The sequence below is a fragment of the Oxynema aestuarii AP17 genome (genome assembly GCF_012295525.1).
GTDB lineage: Bacteria > Cyanobacteriota > Cyanobacteriia > Cyanobacteriales > Laspinemataceae > Oxynema > Oxynema aestuarii.
On sequence record NZ_CP051167.1, the window covers coordinates 5,490,436 to 5,507,851 of the forward strand.

Annotated in this window: 14 protein-coding genes; 7 read left to right on the top strand and 7 right to left on the bottom strand. The window is 53.5% G+C overall.

Annotated elements, in window-relative coordinates:
- Positions 1-216: 216 nt before the first annotated feature.
- The 3 genes from HCG48_RS21935 to HCG48_RS21945 all read left to right on the top strand — a co-directional run bounded on the left by HCG48_RS21935 (position 217) and on the right by HCG48_RS21945 (position 7,403).
- Entirely contained in the window at positions 217-5,748 is a 5,532-nt protein-coding gene (locus tag HCG48_RS21935) for a tandem-95 repeat protein (protein ID WP_168571078.1), read from the top strand.
- 44 nt (positions 5,749-5,792) lie between these two features.
- Positions 5,793-6,119: a hypothetical protein gene (locus tag HCG48_RS21940; protein ID WP_168571079.1), complete on the top strand. Its 327-nt coding sequence runs from the start codon at positions 5,793-5,795 to the stop codon at positions 6,117-6,119.
- Positions 6,120-6,920: 801 nt separating this feature from the next.
- Positions 6,921-7,403 (top strand): DUF4258 domain-containing protein, encoded by a 483-nt coding sequence (locus HCG48_RS21945; protein ID WP_246259690.1) that lies wholly within the window; start codon positions 6,921-6,923, stop codon positions 7,401-7,403.
- Positions 7,404-7,531: 128 nt separating this feature from the next.
- Here HCG48_RS21945 and HCG48_RS21950 read toward each other — a convergent pair whose 3' ends face one another.
- Complete coding sequence (locus tag HCG48_RS21950; RefSeq protein ID WP_370583858.1) at positions 7,532-8,005, bottom strand: GNAT family N-acetyltransferase; 474 nt, start codon at positions 8,003-8,005, stop codon at positions 7,532-7,534.
- Between the two features lie 803 nt (positions 8,006-8,808).
- Between HCG48_RS21950 and HCG48_RS21955 the strand changes: the two genes are divergently transcribed.
- Positions 8,809-9,534, top strand: coding sequence for a hypothetical protein (locus tag HCG48_RS21955; protein WP_168571081.1), 726 nt, complete (start codon positions 8,809-8,811; stop codon positions 9,532-9,534).
- A gap of 56 nt (positions 9,535-9,590) precedes the next feature.
- Entirely contained in the window at positions 9,591-10,448 is an 858-nt protein-coding gene (locus tag HCG48_RS21960; RefSeq protein ID WP_168571082.1) for an alpha/beta fold hydrolase, read from the top strand.
- Here HCG48_RS21960 and tsaD read toward each other — a convergent pair.
- Positions 10,439-11,479 (bottom strand): tRNA (adenosine(37)-N6)-threonylcarbamoyltransferase complex transferase subunit TsaD, encoded by a 1,041-nt coding sequence (gene tsaD, locus HCG48_RS21965; protein WP_168571083.1) that lies wholly within the window; start codon positions 11,477-11,479, stop codon positions 10,439-10,441. The genes HCG48_RS21960 and tsaD overlap by 10 nt on opposite strands.
- A gap of 440 nt (positions 11,480-11,919) precedes the next feature.
- On the opposite strand from tsaD, the gene HCG48_RS21970 reads away from it, so the two are divergent.
- Positions 11,920-12,402, top strand: a complete 483-nt coding sequence (locus HCG48_RS21970; RefSeq protein WP_168571084.1) for a Photosystem I reaction center subunit III — start codon at positions 11,920-11,922, stop codon at positions 12,400-12,402.
- Between the two features lie 115 nt (positions 12,403-12,517).
- Positions 12,518-12,649, top strand: coding sequence for a photosystem I reaction center subunit IX (gene psaJ / locus HCG48_RS21975; RefSeq protein ID WP_168571085.1), 132 nt, complete (start codon positions 12,518-12,520; stop codon positions 12,647-12,649).
- A gap of 170 nt (positions 12,650-12,819) precedes the next feature.
- On the opposite strand, the gene HCG48_RS21980 is transcribed toward psaJ, so the two are convergent.
- The 5 genes from HCG48_RS21980 to HCG48_RS21995 form a co-directional block, all read right to left on the bottom strand.
- A complete protein-coding gene (locus tag HCG48_RS21980) occupies positions 12,820-13,764 on the bottom strand; it encodes a GDP-L-fucose synthase family protein (protein WP_168571086.1) in 945 nt (314 codons plus the stop codon).
- Between the two features lie 136 nt (positions 13,765-13,900).
- A complete protein-coding gene (gmd, locus tag HCG48_RS21985; RefSeq protein WP_168571087.1) occupies positions 13,901-14,971 on the bottom strand; it encodes a GDP-mannose 4,6-dehydratase in 1,071 nt (356 codons plus the stop codon).
- A 278-nt stretch (positions 14,972-15,249) separates the two neighbouring features.
- Complete coding sequence (locus HCG48_RS26600; protein ID WP_281362037.1) at positions 15,250-15,384, bottom strand: hypothetical protein; 135 nt, start codon at positions 15,382-15,384, stop codon at positions 15,250-15,252.
- Positions 15,381-16,088, bottom strand: a complete 708-nt coding sequence (locus tag HCG48_RS21990) for an undecaprenyl-phosphate galactose phosphotransferase family protein (protein WP_168571088.1) — start codon at positions 16,086-16,088, stop codon at positions 15,381-15,383. Before HCG48_RS21990 ends, HCG48_RS26600 begins: the two co-directional genes overlap by 4 nt.
- 104 nt (positions 16,089-16,192) lie before the next feature.
- Positions 16,193-17,338 (bottom strand): glycosyltransferase, encoded by a 1,146-nt coding sequence (locus HCG48_RS21995; RefSeq protein WP_168571089.1) that lies wholly within the window; start codon positions 17,336-17,338, stop codon positions 16,193-16,195.
- Between the last annotated feature and the right edge of the window lie 78 nt (positions 17,339-17,416).

Below are 17,416 nucleotides of genomic sequence, written 5' to 3' on the forward strand. Positions count from 1 at the left end.
GACCCGACCACTGAGGGAAAGAAGCCCCGTTAGCCAGCCGCATTGACCTTTCTCACGGTTCTTGCCAGTCGAACGACAGGCTAAAAAAGCCCAGCTCGTACCTATACGAGGCTGGGTAGGGGGTCTTTTGCGCTTTTTTGGTGAGAACTCCCCTCAATTGGCCTCAATTCGATCCGAATTTGCTCCAATCTGCTTGAACTTGCCGAGGGTGTAACTATGAACTCCGCTTTTTCGCGCGACGCGCACTCGCGCGGTAATTTTTCCTACCGTGCAAATTCCGACTCAACGGACTTAGGAGCTGAGAAGGCGATCCTATTCGTCGATCGCGGTGTTGAAGATTACTTGGACTTGGTGACCGGGGTCAATGACGGAACCGAGGTCATTATCCTCGATCCGAGCCGAGATGGGATCGAGGAAATTACGGAAGTTTTACGCGATCGCCACGACCTCGATAGCATTCACGTCGTTTCCCACGGACAAGCGGGGACCGTCCAACTGGGAACGGGCCTGTTGAGCGATCGCACCCTCGACCGCTACCGCGACTTACTCCCCGCATGGGGCGACGCCCTCACCCCGGGCGGCGACCTGCTGTTCTACGGCTGCAACTTTGCCGCCACCGACAGCGCGATCGCCTTCATCGAACAACTCGCCGACCTCACCGGAGCCGATCTCGCCGCTTCGAGCGATCGCACCGGAAATAGCGCCCTCGGTGGCGATTGGCTGCTCGAACTGACCACCGGGGCGATCGAAGCCCCCCTCGCCTTCCAACAATCCGTTTTAGACGCTTATCGCGGTATTTTCCTGCCCGTTCTGCTCGGTTCCGGGGCTGAACTCACCTATTTAAGTGGCGATCCGGCAACGGCGATCGACAACGCACTCACCCTAGAAGAAGACGACCCCGCCGCCGAACCAATTCAAGGAGCACGGGTCAATATCGAAACCGGTTTCGTCCAAGGAGAAGACGAACTTGCCTTTGACGAAACCCTCGCCGCCGCCGCAAATATCACCGGAACCTATAACGCCGATACGGGGGTGTTAGTCTTCTCCGGTAGCGCCTCCGACGCCCAATATCAAGACCTCCTGCGATCGGTCACTTATCGCAATAGCAGCGACGACCCCACCCCCGGGGAACGCAAACTCACCTTTTCGATCGGGCCGAATACCCTCTATTTCTCCGAAACCGGGCATTTCTACGAGTTCGTTCCTTACCCGGAAGATGAAGATAATCGCAACTGGACAAATGCCAAAGCCTTATCGGACAATCTCAACCTTTACGGACTGCAAGGGTATCTCGCGACCATCACTTCCGCCGCAGAAAATGAATTCGTCTCCTCCAAACTCGAAGGAGTCGGCTGGTTAGGGGGTGCAGATCGATTGCAAGGTGTCGATGAAACAGAAGAAGGAGTCTGGCGATGGGTCACCGGACCGGAAGGACTCGAAGACGAAGGGAAAGGCTTACAGTTTTGGCAAGGCGGAGTTAACGGCAATACGGTCAACGATCTGTATGCCAATTGGGACAATATCGAACCCACCCTAGAACCGAATAACGACAATAATAAAGAGCATTTTCTGCACATGCTCTACAGTGACGAACCTGGGTTTGCGCGTGGGAAGTGGAACGACTTTAAAAACGAGGCGAGTACCTTAGAGAACTACAAACCGATGGGGTTTGTGGTCGAATATGGGGGGCTTCCTGGGGATCCGTCGCCGATCTTTCTGAGCATTGAAGTCACGGTTAACGTCATTAATAATAAGCCTCCGGTTCTCGATGCGAGTTTTGCCCCCACTCTGACTCCTATTGACGAAGATGCGACCGATCCGAGTGGAGATAGGATCGCCGATCTGTTGGTGGATGGGGCGATCGCCGATCCGGACGGAACCGTAGAGGCGATCGCCGTCGTTGCTGTCGATAATAACAACGGAACCTGGGAATATTCCCTCGATGACGGCCAAACTTGGCTCGCATTTGGGGAAACCCTCTCGGAAACTAACGCCGTATTACTCGACGAAGGCGATCGCGTCCGCTTCCTTCCCGATCCGAATTATAACGGGATTCTCAGCGAAGGATTGAGTTTTCGCGCCTGGGATCGAACCACGGGTGAAAGTGGAGCAACGGCGGATACCACCACCGGATCGACCTTGTTCAGCGCCGAGATCGACACGGCGAGTCTGACCGTCAATCCCATTAACGATTTGCCGCAAGTCGAGGATTTCAGTAAGTTCACTCAAGAAGAAGAGGCGATCGCCTTTACTCTCACCGATTTTCAACAAGCCTATACCGATCCGGTCGAAGGAGACCCCCTCAAAACTCTACGGTTCGTCTCCCTCCCGGACAATGGCACCTTATTCTTCAATGGCAATCCGGTGAATGTCGGGGGAGAAATTGACCTCGCCGACGCTGAAAATTTGCAATTTATCCCCGATCCGAATTGGAACGGAACCACCAGTTTTCAATGGAACGGATCGGACGGTAGCGATTTCGCCGCCGCCGACGCTACGATTTCCCTCACCGTCGAAGCACTCAACGATCGCCCCACGGTAGAAAATATCGAAAAATCGGCGAACGAAGATGAAACGATCGCCTTTAGTGCGGACGATTTTAGGGAAGTTTACGCCGATTTGGGCGAAAATACGCCTCTGGCTAAAATTGCACTGCTCGCGGTCCCGGATAACGGCACTCTTTCCCTCAACGGCAACGTTTTAGAAGCGGGGGCGGAAATTGCCAGTGCCGATTTAGATGCACTCGTTTTTATTCCCAATCCGAATTGGAACGGAACCACTCAATTTAACTGGAACGGTTCCGACGGGACGGAATACGCGACGGAAGCGGCGACGGTAACCATAGAAATCGTCCCACTGAACGACCCGCCCACCATCACGGGGGATCTGAACAAATCTGGGGATCCCGATACGGTGATTCCGTTTTCACCGGAAGACTTCAGCGATCGCGCGATCGACGCCGACAACGACCCCCTCACCGAGATTGTCATTACTTCCCTCCCCGATAACGGCACTTTGCTCTTGGGAGGCAACCCGGTCGCCATCGGTCAGGCGATCGCGATCGGCGATTTAACAAATCTCACTTTCACTCCCGATCCCACTTGGGAAGGCACCACCCGCTTTGAGTGGCAAGTCTCCGACGGCAACTCCCTTTCTCCAAATAAAGGCACGGTGAATATTAGCGTTCCCCTGTTGCCGTCCAACGGCGCACCGATCGCCGAAAACGATAACTACAGTACCCCTAAAAATACAGCATTAATTCTGCCGACCGACACCGGAATTTTAGCCAACGACCGCGACCCGGAAAACGAGTCACTGACAGCAATTTTAACAGAATTACCCACGAACGGTTCGCTGGAATTGGACTCAGACGGTTCGTTCGTTTATACACCAAATAACAATTTTGAAGGGGTCGATCGCTTCACCTACCGCGCCGACGACGGCACGAATCTCTCCGAACTGGCGACAGTAAAGATTACCGTGCGCGATGGCAATCTCGTCCCGATCGCCGCCGACGACCTTTATACTCTCGATGAAGATAGCGCACTGACCCTTACACCGTCCGGCGTGCTGGCGAACGACAACGACGGGAACGGCGATCGTCTGACGGCGCGATCGATCGTTTCCCCGAGTCACGGACGGTTGAGTTTCAATCCCGACGGTTCCTTTACCTATACACCCGATCCGAATTTCACCGGAACCGATCGCTTTACCTATCAAGCCAACGACGGCGCGGCAGATTCCAACATCGCCACCGTTACCCTCACCGTCAACAATACCAACGACCCGCCCACGGCGAACGGGGCGATCGCCATTCGCGAAACTTTAGTCGGCAATCGGTTTAGCTTCCAAATTCCCGAGGGAACTTTCACCGATATCGATCCTGGAGATACTTTTACCTATCGCGTCACCCTAGCCAACGGCGATCCGTTACCGGACTGGTTACAATTCGACCCGAGAACGGGAACGTTTAGCGGAACCCCGGGAACGGGGGATATCGGCGAACTGGCGATCGTCATCGAGGCGATCGATCGCGACAATGCCAGCGCTGCGATGCAGTTTGAATTAACAGTCAATCCAACTTCCTCGGAAGGCGGTTCCGGTGGCGGTTCGATTCCGGACGATCCGCCGCCCGTCATCACTCCTCCCGATCCGGTCGATCCGCCCCCTGTCATTACGCCGCCAGAGCCACCCGAGGAAAATCCCGGGTCGATTCCACCAGGGATCGACCCGGTGGATGGCGACAATGACGGCAATGACGAGGGGACGCCCACCGTCTCCCCCAGTGAAGAAGGGCGCGATCTGGCGATCGCCAAATCGAATACTCAACCCGATCTCGAACCTTTTCCCAGACAAGGGGGCGGATTTTGTCAAAGTCCGAGTTCGGATCCGAACTGCTTCTGTCCGCCGATTCCCGCCCCCGTACAAATTACCTTCGATCCGGCGGCCCCTCGCGAGACGGGAGGCTTGTGGTCTCTGGGTTCGAGCGAACCGGACACCCTGATCGGTGGGGTCGCCAACGAAGTCATGACGGGGTTTGACAGCCACGACCTGCTCATGGGACAAGAGGGCGACGATTTGGTGTTTGGCGATGTCGGCGACGATACCTTACGGGGGGGAACCGGAAGCGCAACCCCCGTGGGCGATGCGATCGAGCGCGATCGCCTCGAAGGGGGAGCCGGGAATGATTATATTAACGGCAATGAAGGGAACGATACGATTTACTCCGGTTCCGGCGACGATCGCGTTCACGGCGGCAAGGACGACGATCGTATGTTCGGCGATCGCGATGACGATACACTCTACGGCGACCTCGGCGACGATACCATGTTTGGCGGTATCGGTAGCGAACGGCCCGTGGGCGATCGCGACGATCGCGATTTGCTGTTCGGCAATCGCGGTAATGACATCCTCAATGGCAACCAAGGCGACGATACCATGTTCGCCGGAAAGGATGACGATCTGGCCTTTGGCGGCAAAGATGATGACTGGATTTGGGGCGATCGCGGCAACGATTCGGTGATGGGCGATCGTGGTAACGACCGTATTTTCGGCGGGGTCAGCGATCCGGCAGTCGGCGACGAAAACGGTCGCGATTGGCTCTACGGCGGTCTCGGGGATGATTTTATCAACGGCAACGAATCCGAAGATACGATCTGCGGTGGCCCCGGACTCGATACGGTTCGCGGCGGTAAAGGGGACGACCTCCTCGGCGGTTATCTCGGCGACGATCTGCTATTCGGCGATTTGGGCAACGATACCTTATGTGCGGACGAGGGGAACGATACCCTTTACGGCGGTTTGGGCAGCGATGTCGCCATCGGCGATCGCGGCGAACGGGATTATCTCTGCGGCGGCGGCGGTAACGATTCGCTCCTCGGCAATGAAGGGCGCGACTTCCTGCACGGTAGCGATGGCAACGATACGATCTATGGCGGCAAAGATGACGACACCGCGAGTGGCGGGAACGGCGATGACTGGCTGTTCGGCGATTTGGGCGACGATTCGCTCCTCGGCGGTTTGGGCAGCGATCGCTTTGTGTTGCACTCGGCCAGAGGAACGGAGACGATCGCCGATTTTGAGGACGGCATCGACGTGCTGGTGCTCGCGGACGGCTTGCGTTTCGAGGACTTGACCCTCGCTCAAGTCGGTAGTGGGATTTCGATTCATGTTGGCGAAACGGCGATCGCCACCCTGGAAAATATCGGCCTCGCGGCGATCGGAGCCAGTGATTTTATCGGGATGTAGGGGATCTCAGACAATTTTTTGAAACCTTCCCGATTCCCTCCCAGATGTCACGAAAACTTCCAATAGTTGTGCAAGGGAAGTCCATCGTGAGCATCTCTACTTCGATTCTTGTTTCTACTCTTTTAACTGTTGCTTTTATCGATCCGGCGGCGGCGATCGCCTCTCGTTCTTCGCAAGGTTTAGAAGATACGAAAACTCAAAACGTAAATATCGAATCGGTCGCCGATCGATTAGTTGAAGCCCCGTATAGTTCGCAAGATCTGCAAGAGTCGGTTACGAGTCAATCGAGAGTTAGTCGTGCGTTTGCGGCTAAAAAAGATGTTCAAAAAGATGGACAGGATAACAAGCCTCATCGAGCGAGCGGTCGGTGATTTAGTGTGGTTTGGTGTAATTTAGTCAAGTCTTTTTGCAGGATTTAGCAACGTCTCTCTTCCAAATTTTCTAACTCCTAATTTCGATTCTCCTTAGAGATTCCCCGCGATTTCGACGATCGCGGGTTTTTTTTTGCGCGGTTCGTTCTGCGATCGTCTCGGTCGGAGTCGCAACAACTAAGAATGATTACATTGTCATGACTTTAACGAAAAGTTCGTTTACCATAAAACTAATTATCGAACATTTTTTCCACTTACTCGTCCGTCAGGCGCCGAACAATCGCGTCGTCGAGCGATCGCCCGTCGGAGAGTAGGGGTGCCATCCGAATCATTTGGGAAAGGCGCGATCGCCCGAAAAGGGGTCATCGTTCGGGCGGTTGACGATTCTAGCAGTTCCGTTGCACGACGACGGTCAGCCAAGCCCTGCCCTCCCCTCGTTTCTTTCCGAGTAGGAGACATTTGAGAAACTGTCACTACTCGTCTCGTTTGCTCTTTTGAAATTGCATAGGATTGCGTTAACAGCCACTGAGGGAAGAGACTCGACCCCCTCGGGGTGCGATCGCCTTCCCCGACTGTTGAGATTTATTGAAATTTGTTGCGTTTTTTTAGTGATTTTAAGGAGGAGTAACGTTTTCAAAAGAAGGGTTGAGGAGTAGGTAAAAGCAATGAGGAGGATCTGCTATGGTGTGAACCAATTGATGTCATCACCCTCAGACTTCTTTAAATTTTCTCAACATTTACAGAACATTTACAGATGTCTGTTAGCTTACCGAAACTTCATTCAACGTTCAATAGAATTTAATGCCAAGCCAACAGTTATCGATTCGTTCCCATGTTCGTCCGCAAATTATTGTTACCGAGATCGTGGAATCGGGAATTTTGAAAATACACAACAACTTAGAGGAGCCACTGGAAATGGATGCCAACAAAAAACTGACCCGACTGTTAGAGAGGGATTCAAACTGCCAGGCGATCGGTACGATCAGTGCCGTACAACGGCGTAAAGACCGCAATCATTTAGAACGCAGACAACAACAACGAGCGATCAGTAACGAAATGATTAAAGTCGCCCTGCTCTACGGTAAAAAAGGATTCAGTCGGGGAGCCACCGTCTTCACCCTCAACGATCGCATTTTAGCCAAAACCCCTTACGCCAAATTCATCGACCTACTCAGAGGCTTGAGAGTCGTATGCTTGGACGGTCCGCCGGATCCGAAAATTCTGACCGCCTACTGGCACGAAGCGACGAAGAGAAGGGGACACAAAGTGAAAGCCTATCATTGAAGCGCGAAAGCGCGACCGACGGCGATCGTCGCCCATCCCACCTTATTCACCCCAACAATCAGATGCCAATAGGAACGAGAACCCGCCATCGAGCGGGTTTTTAAATGGCAGAATTCGGCGAATTGCTCTCAATTGTGGTTCGGATACCAAAACATGCCCTTAATCCCTTCCGGGTCCGGCATAAACCCGAGCATCCGATAAAAATCGACCACGTGGGGATCGGCGAACAGGGTAATATTGCTGATGTCCTCATAACGGAGCTTTTTAATCGTGTAGTTCATCAGCGCTTTTCCCAATCCCTTGCCTTGAAAACTCGGGTGAACCACGACATCCCAGATCGTCGCATTAAACGCATGGTCCGAGGTGGCGCGGGAAAACCCGATCAGGCGCCGCCGCTTGCCGCGTACTTCCCACATTGTCACAACTAAAAAACTATATTGAATTGCTTTTTTAACCTTGCGTAACGGACGGCGGGACCAGCCGACAGCATCGCAGAGTTCTTCAAGTTCGTAGAGGTCGAGATCGCGATCGGTACTGAAGCAGATCCGGAAGTCGGCTTCCGGGCGATCGCCCGTGCCGTCGTAACTAGAAAACACTTCCATCGAGCCGCTATTCGGGCTTGAAGGTGCCTCAGAACCGCTAAACAAGTTTTTCCAAAAACCCATCCAGGCAAGCTTGCGTGATAGTAGAACTGGTCAAAAACCTCGCGTCTGCAATCGACGGAAGTCCGTAAAAATCGAGGAGCTGCCAGTCTCGACGACTGGAGCGAGCGACGCCGATCCCAGGCTTTGAGGCCGATCGCCCGTCCGGGGACGAGCGAGGAAAGCGTCGAGAGCGATGTCCTTACTCCGCTTATCTCCTGTTACCGAGTTTAATCCACAACCGCCGATCTTCAGTAGAATTTTTAGAAGATGTTCGCCGAATCGGTTTTCTTGGCCGACCCTGGAGGAGTGCGATCGGCGCCGGTTGCGATCGCGGTCATTTCCCCACAGAAATGCGATCGCCTACAGTTATCATATCAACAGGCTCTCCCGTAACCTTCACCACTTCGAGATCGCTCCAAAATTTGCACCGATCGACCCCATCGCGATCGCCTTCCCGTTAAGAGCGCCGATGGAAGCCCCCACAGAGCCGAGTCCGGGAAGCGATCTCTCCAATGGGTTCGTGTTTAGGGTAACCCGAGCGAGGGGTTCAAAACCGGGAATCGCTCTGCGATCGTTACCTTTTCGGCATGGGGGCGATGCTCCTTTGGAGTCGCGAGTGCGAACGCGATCGCCACGATCCCCCGAAGCTGTAGGCTTCCGCTCATCTTCAAGAGCGCGCCATTCGTCCTATAGTAGAAGGCACCCGGCTTGTTTCCGATTCCTGCTTTTGACGTGCCACGAGACTTTTTCCTTCCCCTAATATGGCAACGGGCTTAAAATCATCGACCATGGAACTGCTCAAACGCTTCAATCGGGCGTTTCCGCAGTTCTACGAACAATTTGTCAGCAGTGAAATCCAACTGCAAAATCTCAAGCTTGCCTATCAGCTCTACAGAACCAAGCAAGCAGTTATCGAACTGCGACCGGAAGGGAACAAAAGCGCGCTCCATTTTGCCTATCGCAACCAGTCTTTCTTACTCAGCGATATCTTTGGAGTCCTCGCCGCCTACGGTCTGACCATTCACAGCTTGAGTCTTTACGGTCAGATTTACCCGCCGATGCTGGTCTTTATCAAGCTCGTGGTCTCCCGAGGCGGCAAAGCCCTCACCGACAAAACCTCCGAAAATGTCGCCCGCGCCATCCGAGAAGCTCTCGCCGGACATTTTGAGGTAGAAGAAATGCTCGCCGTCGAATTCAACCTCGATGCGGGGTTAGAAGATGTCGAAACCGAATTCTACGTCGATCCGGTCTTTCACTTACCCGCCTTACTGATCGAAGCCGACAACCAACCGGGATTATTTTACAAAGTCATGTATGCCATCTGGCAAGAAGACTTACTCGTGGTCAACGCTAACTTGCTCGTTTGGCGCGGGCGCACTCGCCTAATTTTGTACTTGCTCGGTCCCAACGAAAGCTTGATCCCGGAATATTTAGGGCAAAAAATCGCCGAAGGCGTCCGCCAACGCCTCTTAGGACGTCGTTTTTAGCGGTTTCCCCCGCCTCGGGTGTGGATTTGGGAACGCTTCGCGATTACCATAGAAAAATGGCTAAGATTGACATCCTGGGAGTTCCTCACGCCTACGAGTTGACAGCTCCCATTCCTGGGAACCCGGTTCTGGTCTTCATTCACGGTTGGCTGCTCTCCCGTCGTTACTGGCAGCCGACGATCGCCCGTCTCTCGGGTGAGTATCAATGTCTCGCCTACGACTTGCGCGGCTTTGGCGACTCCCAACCCTACCCGAATCCCACCTCGCAGTTTCACGCCGGGTACACGCCGAGCGCTTACGCCCGGGATTTAGCCATTTTGTTAGAAACTCTCGATCTGAGTAATGTCTGGCTCGTCGGCCATTCCCTCGGCGGCAGTATTGCCTTGTGGGGCGCCGCCAAAGCCCCCGATCGCGTCCAGGGCACCATCTGCGTCAACTCCGGCGGTGGAATTTACATCAAAGAAGAATTCGAGCGCTTTCGCTTTGCCGGACGGCAGTTATTAAAAATGCGGCCTCGTTGGTTGTGCCATTTGCCCTTCATCGATTTACTGTTTACTCGCGATAGTGTGGCCCGACCCATCGAGCGAGTTTGGGCCCGTCAACGGGTCGTCGATTTCGCCACGGCCCATCCCCAAGCGGCGTTGGGAACGCTGCTCGATTCCACGACCGAAGCGGAAGTCCACCGCCTGCCCCAAATCGTTTCCCAACTGGAACAACCCGTTTATTTCATTGCCGGAGCGGACGATAAGGTGATGGAACCGAAGTACGTCCGCCATTTAGCGAGCTTTCACCCCTTATTTAACGGTTGCGGCGAGAATACGATCGAAATTCCCGAATGCGGCCATCTGTCGATGGTGGAAAAGCCGGAGGCGTTAGTTGGCCAAATCCGGGAGATCTTGAAGGTTTACCGATAGAGTTGCCCGACCTCGGTGACGGCGAGACGCGATCGCGCCGGGAGGTCGAGGGAGGACTGTTCCCCCCGTTCCCAGTGTTGGGCTGCCGCACAGCCGATCATGGCGGCATTGTCGGTGCAGTATTTTAGGGGCGGGAATAAGACGCGCAAGCCTCGTTCGCCTGCCGCCGCTTGCAGGTGCGATCGCAGTCCGCTATTGGCGGCAACTCCCCCGCCGACGACGATCGTCTCGAAACCGTAATCGACGGCGCAGGCGATCGCCCGTTTGGTCAGGGCTTTGGCGACGGTGGCTTGAAAGCTGGCAGCCAGATCGCCGACGGGCAAGGGTTCTCCCTCGGCTTCCAATTTTTGAACCAGGCGCAGGACGGCAGTTTTCAAGCCGCTAAAACTCGAATCGTAAGGATGGTAGCCTCCTTGGGGCAGGGAAATGCGCCCTTCGGGTAAGGGAAAGGCCCGGGGATTCCCGGTTTGAGCCAATTTGTCGATAATTGGACCGCCGGGATAGCCGAGGTTTAATAAGCGCGCTACTTTATCGAAGGCTTCTCCGGCGGCGTCGTCGCGGGTTTGTCCGAGCAGTTCGTACTCGCCGCAGCCTCGGACGGCGATCGCGCTGGTATGTCCCCCGGAAACGAGCAGGCATAAAAAGGGCGGCTGCAAGGTCGGTTCGCTCAAATAGGAGGCGTAAATATGGCCTTCGAGGTGATGGATTCCCAGAAAGGGTTTGTTATGGTACGCGGCCAATGTTTTTCCGGCACTCAAGCCGACGAGTAAGGCACCGATTAAGCCGGGGGCGCAGGTGGCGGCGATCGCGTCGATTTGCGACCACGACACTCCCCCTTGTTCCACCGCTTCGGCGATCGCCTCGTTGACCGTTTCCACGTGCTGCCGAGACGCCACCTCGGGGACGACTCCCCCGTACTTTTGATGCAAGGCAATTTGCGACGCGACAATATTACTTAAAACTTCACGATTCTTAACGATTGCGACCGAAGTTTCGTCACAACTTGTTTCAATTGCTAAAACGGTTGCCATTGCCTGGTAAGGTCTGATTTGATAGTTAAATTATCGTCATCTAGCTTAATCTTTCGCCAGGCCGACGACGACCTCAAAGCCGTACCCGAGGCGATCGGGTCGTCCCTGTCGGGGCGCGCGACTCCCTGAGAGAATCGGCCATACAGCCCGGAGCGGTTGTAGAATAGGCGAGATTAAGTTCTTCAGGAAAAATGCATTCCCGTGACCCCCACGGGAACTTATGCAAATCCTTAAGTACATTGATGACTTGTTTTCGAGTCGGATCCTTCAAATTATTTGGACTCGACTCCCCAACACTCTCCATCTTTTTCAACAGGAGAGTACCAAAAAATGCTCTTAAAAGAGTATGATTTTCTCGAAGTTGTGCAAGCTTGCTTGTTAAACTAACCCTTCAGTTTGTACAAAAAACTTCTTGTTTCGTAACAAAAGGAAACAATTCTATGCGACGATTGTTTGCGCTGATTCTGACGGTTTGTTTGTGGTTCAGCTTTGTCCCCTCGGCTGCGGCTGAATACTACGCCAATCTCACCCCTTGCAGCGAAACCCCTGCTTTCGTGCAACGGGCGAAAAGTGCCTCGACCCCTCAAGCCAAAGCCCGCTTTGAGAACTATTCCAGCCTGCTGTGCGGCCCGGAAGGCTATCCTCACCTGATTGCCGACGGCAACTTAGCCCACGCGGGTGAATTCCTGATTCCGAGCGTGTTGTTTTTGTATATCGCCGGATGGATCGGTTGGGCCGGGCGTTCTTACCTGATTGCGATTCGCGGTGAGAAGAACGCCGAAGAAAAAGAAATCATCATCGATCTGCCTTTAGCGATTTCTTGCTCCCTCGGTGCTGCCGTTTGGCCCCTTGCGGCGTTAGGCGAAGCCACCAGTGGCAAACTCTACGCCAAAGAAGGTGAAATTCCGGTTTCCCCTCGTTAGAATAGTTTGACTCGCGAAGGTTGCGAGATCTTGGATGAGGCGCTCCAATGTCTCGATCGCTCAATTGGCGCCACTGCAATCAATACGGTTTCACAATTTACTTGGGAGAACTTTCATGGATTCTTTCGTGAAATATCTATCGACCGCTCCGGTTCTGGCCACCCTTTGGATGGCGATTACCGCCGGGATTTTGATTGAATTCAATCGTTTCTACCCGGATATTCTCGTTTTCCCCTTCGGCGGCTAGAAAAAAGCCTGCGTCGAACGTCCTAAATTAGGGCAAAAAGGCAAAAAAGACGATCGCCTCGCGAACTCTAGGGGCGATCGTCTTTTTTGGATTTTAGATTTTAGATTTTAGATTTTAGATTGGGGGAGATCTGACGACCGGGCGGGCAAGATACCCGCCCTACGGACTCCCTACTCCCCGTGTTCGCGATACCAGTCGATCGTATTTTTCAATCCTTGGCGGAAATCGACCTCGGCGACGAAGCCAAACTCGGCTTCGGCCCGTTGGGTGTCCAAACAGCGACGGGGTTGACCGTTGGGTTTATCAGTTTCCCAGATAATTTCGCCGTCAAACTCCATCAGTTCGCAAATCAGTTCGACTAACTCGCGAATGGTAATTTCTTGATGGGTTCCCAAATTGACCGGATCGGGATTGTCGTAGCTTTGGGTTGCCATGACAATCCCGCGTGCGGCGTCGGTGGAGTAGAGAAATTCGCGGCTGGGGGTGCCGTCGCCCCAAACGGGGAGGGTGCGATCGCCCCGTTGTTGGGCTTCGTGGACTTTGCGAATCAACGCCGGGATCACGTGGGAACTACTCGGATCGAAGTTATCCTCGGGACCGTAGAGGTTTACCGGAAGGAGGTAAATCCCGTTAAAGCCGTATTGCTGGCGGTAGGCTTGCAATTGGACTAAAAGGGCTTTTTTAGCAATGCCGTAGGGGGCGTTGGTTTCTTCCGGGTAGCCGTTCCAGAGGTCATCTTCTTTGAACGGAACCGGGGTGAACTTGGGATAGGCGCAGATGGTGCCGACGCAGACAAATTTCTGAACTCCGGCACGATAGGCGGCATCGATCAGTTGGGCGCCCATCATCAGGTTGTCGTAGAACAGTTCGGCGGGTTTTTCGCGATTTAAGCCGATTCCGCCGACGTGGGCGGCCAGGTGGATGACGAGATCTTGAGCTTGAACGACGTGTTCGCAGGCAGTCATCGAACAGAGATTGTACTCGCGCGATCGCGGAATGGAGATCTTTTGTGGGTCGGCGCCTGCCTTTTCAAGGGCGGCGACGACCTGACGTCCTAGGAACCCCGCCCCACCTGTGACTAAAATTCGCTTGTCGTTTAAATCTAGGGTTGCCATCTTAGTTGCCCTGTCTGGATAATGCCTGCTATTGGAACGAGATCGCTGACGAGTGACGAGCGGCTCGGTCGAGGTGATAGATTGTGGCGATGCACCGCTTGAAGGGAAGCCCGACTCATCACCGATGAAGGGAAGTTTAATCGAACATCGATCCCATTTCTTGGCGGATAAAAGCGCGATCGACGATCGGTTTATCCGAGGGAGACTCGACGCCGAGAGCTTGTAGGTCTGCTTCTACCATTAAGCCGACCAACTGGGCGAAGGTCACCGACGGTTCCCATCCTAATTTCTGTTTGGCTTTCGCCGGATCGCCGATTAAGAGGTCTACTTCGGCGGGACGCAGGTAGCGTTCGTCAAATTCGACGAAATCGTGCCAGTCTAAGTTGACGTAATTAAAGGCGAGGTCGAGAAAGTCGCGAATCGAGTGGGTTTCGTTGGTGGCGATTACGTAATCTTCCGGTTCGTCTTGCTGTAGCATCAGCCACATGGCGCGAACGTAGTCTTTAGCGTAGCCCCAATCCCGTTTGGAGTCGAGATTGCCGAGATAGAGTTTTTTCTGCTGTCCGGCGAGGATACGGGCGATCGCGCGGGTAATTTTACGGGTGACGAAGGTTTCGCCGCGTCGGGGGGATTCGTGGTTGAAGAGAATTCCGTTACAGGCAAATAAGCCGTAGGATTCGCGGTAGTTGACGGTCTGCCAGTGGGCGTACACTTTGGCGCAGGCGTAGGGACTGCGCGGGTAAAAGGGGGTAGTTTCTTTTTGCGGGATTTCTTGAACTTTCCCGAACATTTCCGAGGAACCCGCTTGGTAGAAGCGGACTTCGATCCCGGTACGGTGTTGGTAATCGCGAATCGCTTCGAGGAGTCGCAAGGTTCCCATGCCGACGGCATCGACGGTATATTCGGGAGAGTCGAAACTGACGCGGACGTGGGACTGGGCCCCTAGGTTGTAAATTTCGACGGGTTTGACTTCTTCGAGGATACGACGCAAGGTCGTCCCGTCGGTGAGGTCGCCGTAGTGGAGAAAGAGCTTGGCGTTTTCGTTGTGCGGATCGACGTAAATATGGTCGATGCGATCGGTGTTGAACGTGGAGGTCCGGCGGATGATGCCGTGGACTTCATAGCCTTTTTGCAGTAAGAGTTCGCTTAAGTAGGAACCGTCTTGTCCGGTGATTCCTGTAATTAAGGCGCGTTTGGGTTCGGTCATCCCTCAAGTATTTCCTCCGCACGAAGGTTAAAAGATGTTGCTGTTTGTGGGGCGATCGCCCGCGATCGCGGCTTGCACGGGGCAAGGGCAATGGCGGCGGCGATCGCCGCTTCCATAGTTCCCTAGTTCCTCTTTAGAACATCGGGGAACTCACAGTTTTTTCACTCTAACTCAAATCCTTTCAGCAAATATGAAGGAATTTTAGAGTTTGGGGAAGGAATCGATCGAGGGATGGTCGAGGGAGAATTCAACGGCGAGATAAAACAGTTTCGACCCTCTCAGTCACGGCTGCCGAGTTCGAGCATATTCGTGCGAAATGGCCTGACGGGCGATCGCCCCTTCACCTCGGCAAGGGCGGCAAAGATTAACTGCACCGGAAAGGGAGTGCAGTTAATCTTGACTTTGGGTCTCAATAGGCTCCGTTATTTTTGGGAAAAATAACGACTCTAATGGTTTTTAAAACAATCCAAATATCCATCCAAAGATGATGAAAATTGACATAGTAAACGTCAATTTGGATGCGTTTCGGATAGGGAATGTCATTGCGACCGGAAACTTGCCACAGCCCGGTAATTCCCGGCTTGATGGTCAGCACCTTATCGATATAACGACCGTATTTCGGGAGTTCCTCTACCACCAACGGGCGAGGACCGACTACGCTCATATCACCTTTGAGAACATTCCAAAACTGAGGAAATTCATCGAGGCTAGTAATTCTCAAAAAATAACCGATCCAGGTAATTCTAGGATCTTTTTTGAGTTTAAAGTTATCCTCAAACTCCTCTCGAATGGCGGGAGAAGTTTCCATCAGATCTTGCAACATTTCGTCGGCATTTTGAACCATTGTCCTGAATTTCAGGCAATCAAAGGTCTTGTAATTTTTACCGACCCGTTTTTGAACGTAAAAAATTGGCCCTGGCGAACTTAAAAAAATGAGCAGAGCCAAAATCAGATAAACGGGAGAGCAGACAACTAAAACGCCGAGAGAAAAGACGATATCGAACAGCCGCTTGGTGAACTCGACGTCCAGGCGTCCGAGTCTTCCCAAAGGCCGAAAGCCGCGTTTCGCAACTGCCCGAATCATTTTGCCGGAGATAAGTTGGCTATCGGCAGTCATGTTACTCCTTCAATTCACACCACACACAGTCCTGATTGTAAAGCCTTCGGACGATTTCCACCGCCTCTGGCTCGGTTCGCTCGCCGACGGCAAGCGGCGATCGCTCAACGGTGATTTTCTTCCCAGAATTGCCGGATACACCAGTCCAAAAAGGTCTGGTAACGCTCCCGAAACAAAGTTGGGCTGAACTTGGCCGCTTGCGATCGCCCGTCGTACGGGTCGAGCGCCGTGCGATACTCCTCAAAGATCTCTACCGCCTCGACGATCGCTTCTTCGGTTTGTTCTGGAAATAATATCCCCGTGGCGCGATCGCGATGTTGGCGCAGGTCGCGCACGGTTTCCCTGGCTCCCCCCTTCCCGTAAGCAATCACCGGGGTTCCGCACGCTTGCGCTTCGACTAAGGCAATCCCAAAATCTTCGCAAGCGGCATAAACAAACCCTTTCGCCTCAGCCATGTACTGTTCGACGACGCGATCGGGTTGTTCCCCCAAAATCTGCACGTTGGATCCGGCAAGCTCTCGCAAAGCATCGAGTTCCGGTCCGGTTCCGATCGCGACAAGCGGTTTCCCCAAGCGATTGAACGCTTTAACAATCAGAGATACCTTCTTATAAGGCACCAACCGGGAAACCGTCAGATAAAAGTCCTGTTTGCGCGTTTCCAAGGCAAAACGATCGATATTGACTGGAGGATAAATCACTTCCGCTTGGCGGCGGTAACAGCGCCAAATCCGCCGCGCTGTATGTCGGGAATTGGCGATAAAATAATCGACCCGATTCGCCGAAATCACGTCCCACTGACGCAGGCGATGGAGCAAGTAGCGGGCGAAGATTCCCCGGATCCCCCGTCCGGCTTTACTCCCGTCGAGATAGTCGAAGGTCAAATCCCAGGCGTAGCGCATGGGAGTATGACAGTAGCAGACGTGCAGTTGGTGCGGTGCGGCGAGTACCCCTTTGGCTACGGCGTGGGACGAGGAGAGAATAATATCGTAGTCTCGCAAGTCCAGTTGTTCGATCGCCACGGGTAATAAGGGTAAATATTTCTGAACCCCCTGACGCGCTAACGGCAATTTTTGTAAAAATGTCGTGCCGATTTGCCGTTTGTAAAGATAGCTGTGGGGATTGCTCGATTCAAAATCAATTAAGGCATATAAATCCCCGTCAATCTGATTGAGGAGTTCTCGGACGACCAATTCCGAACCACCTGTGGCATGAGGGGTCAACCATTCGTGAACCAATGCATATTTTTTCACAGTCTGTTCAGGTTGCTGGCGGTCTGTTAGGCGAAGTTTTCACGAAAACCTGGCTCGGTCGATGACTGACGAGCGGTG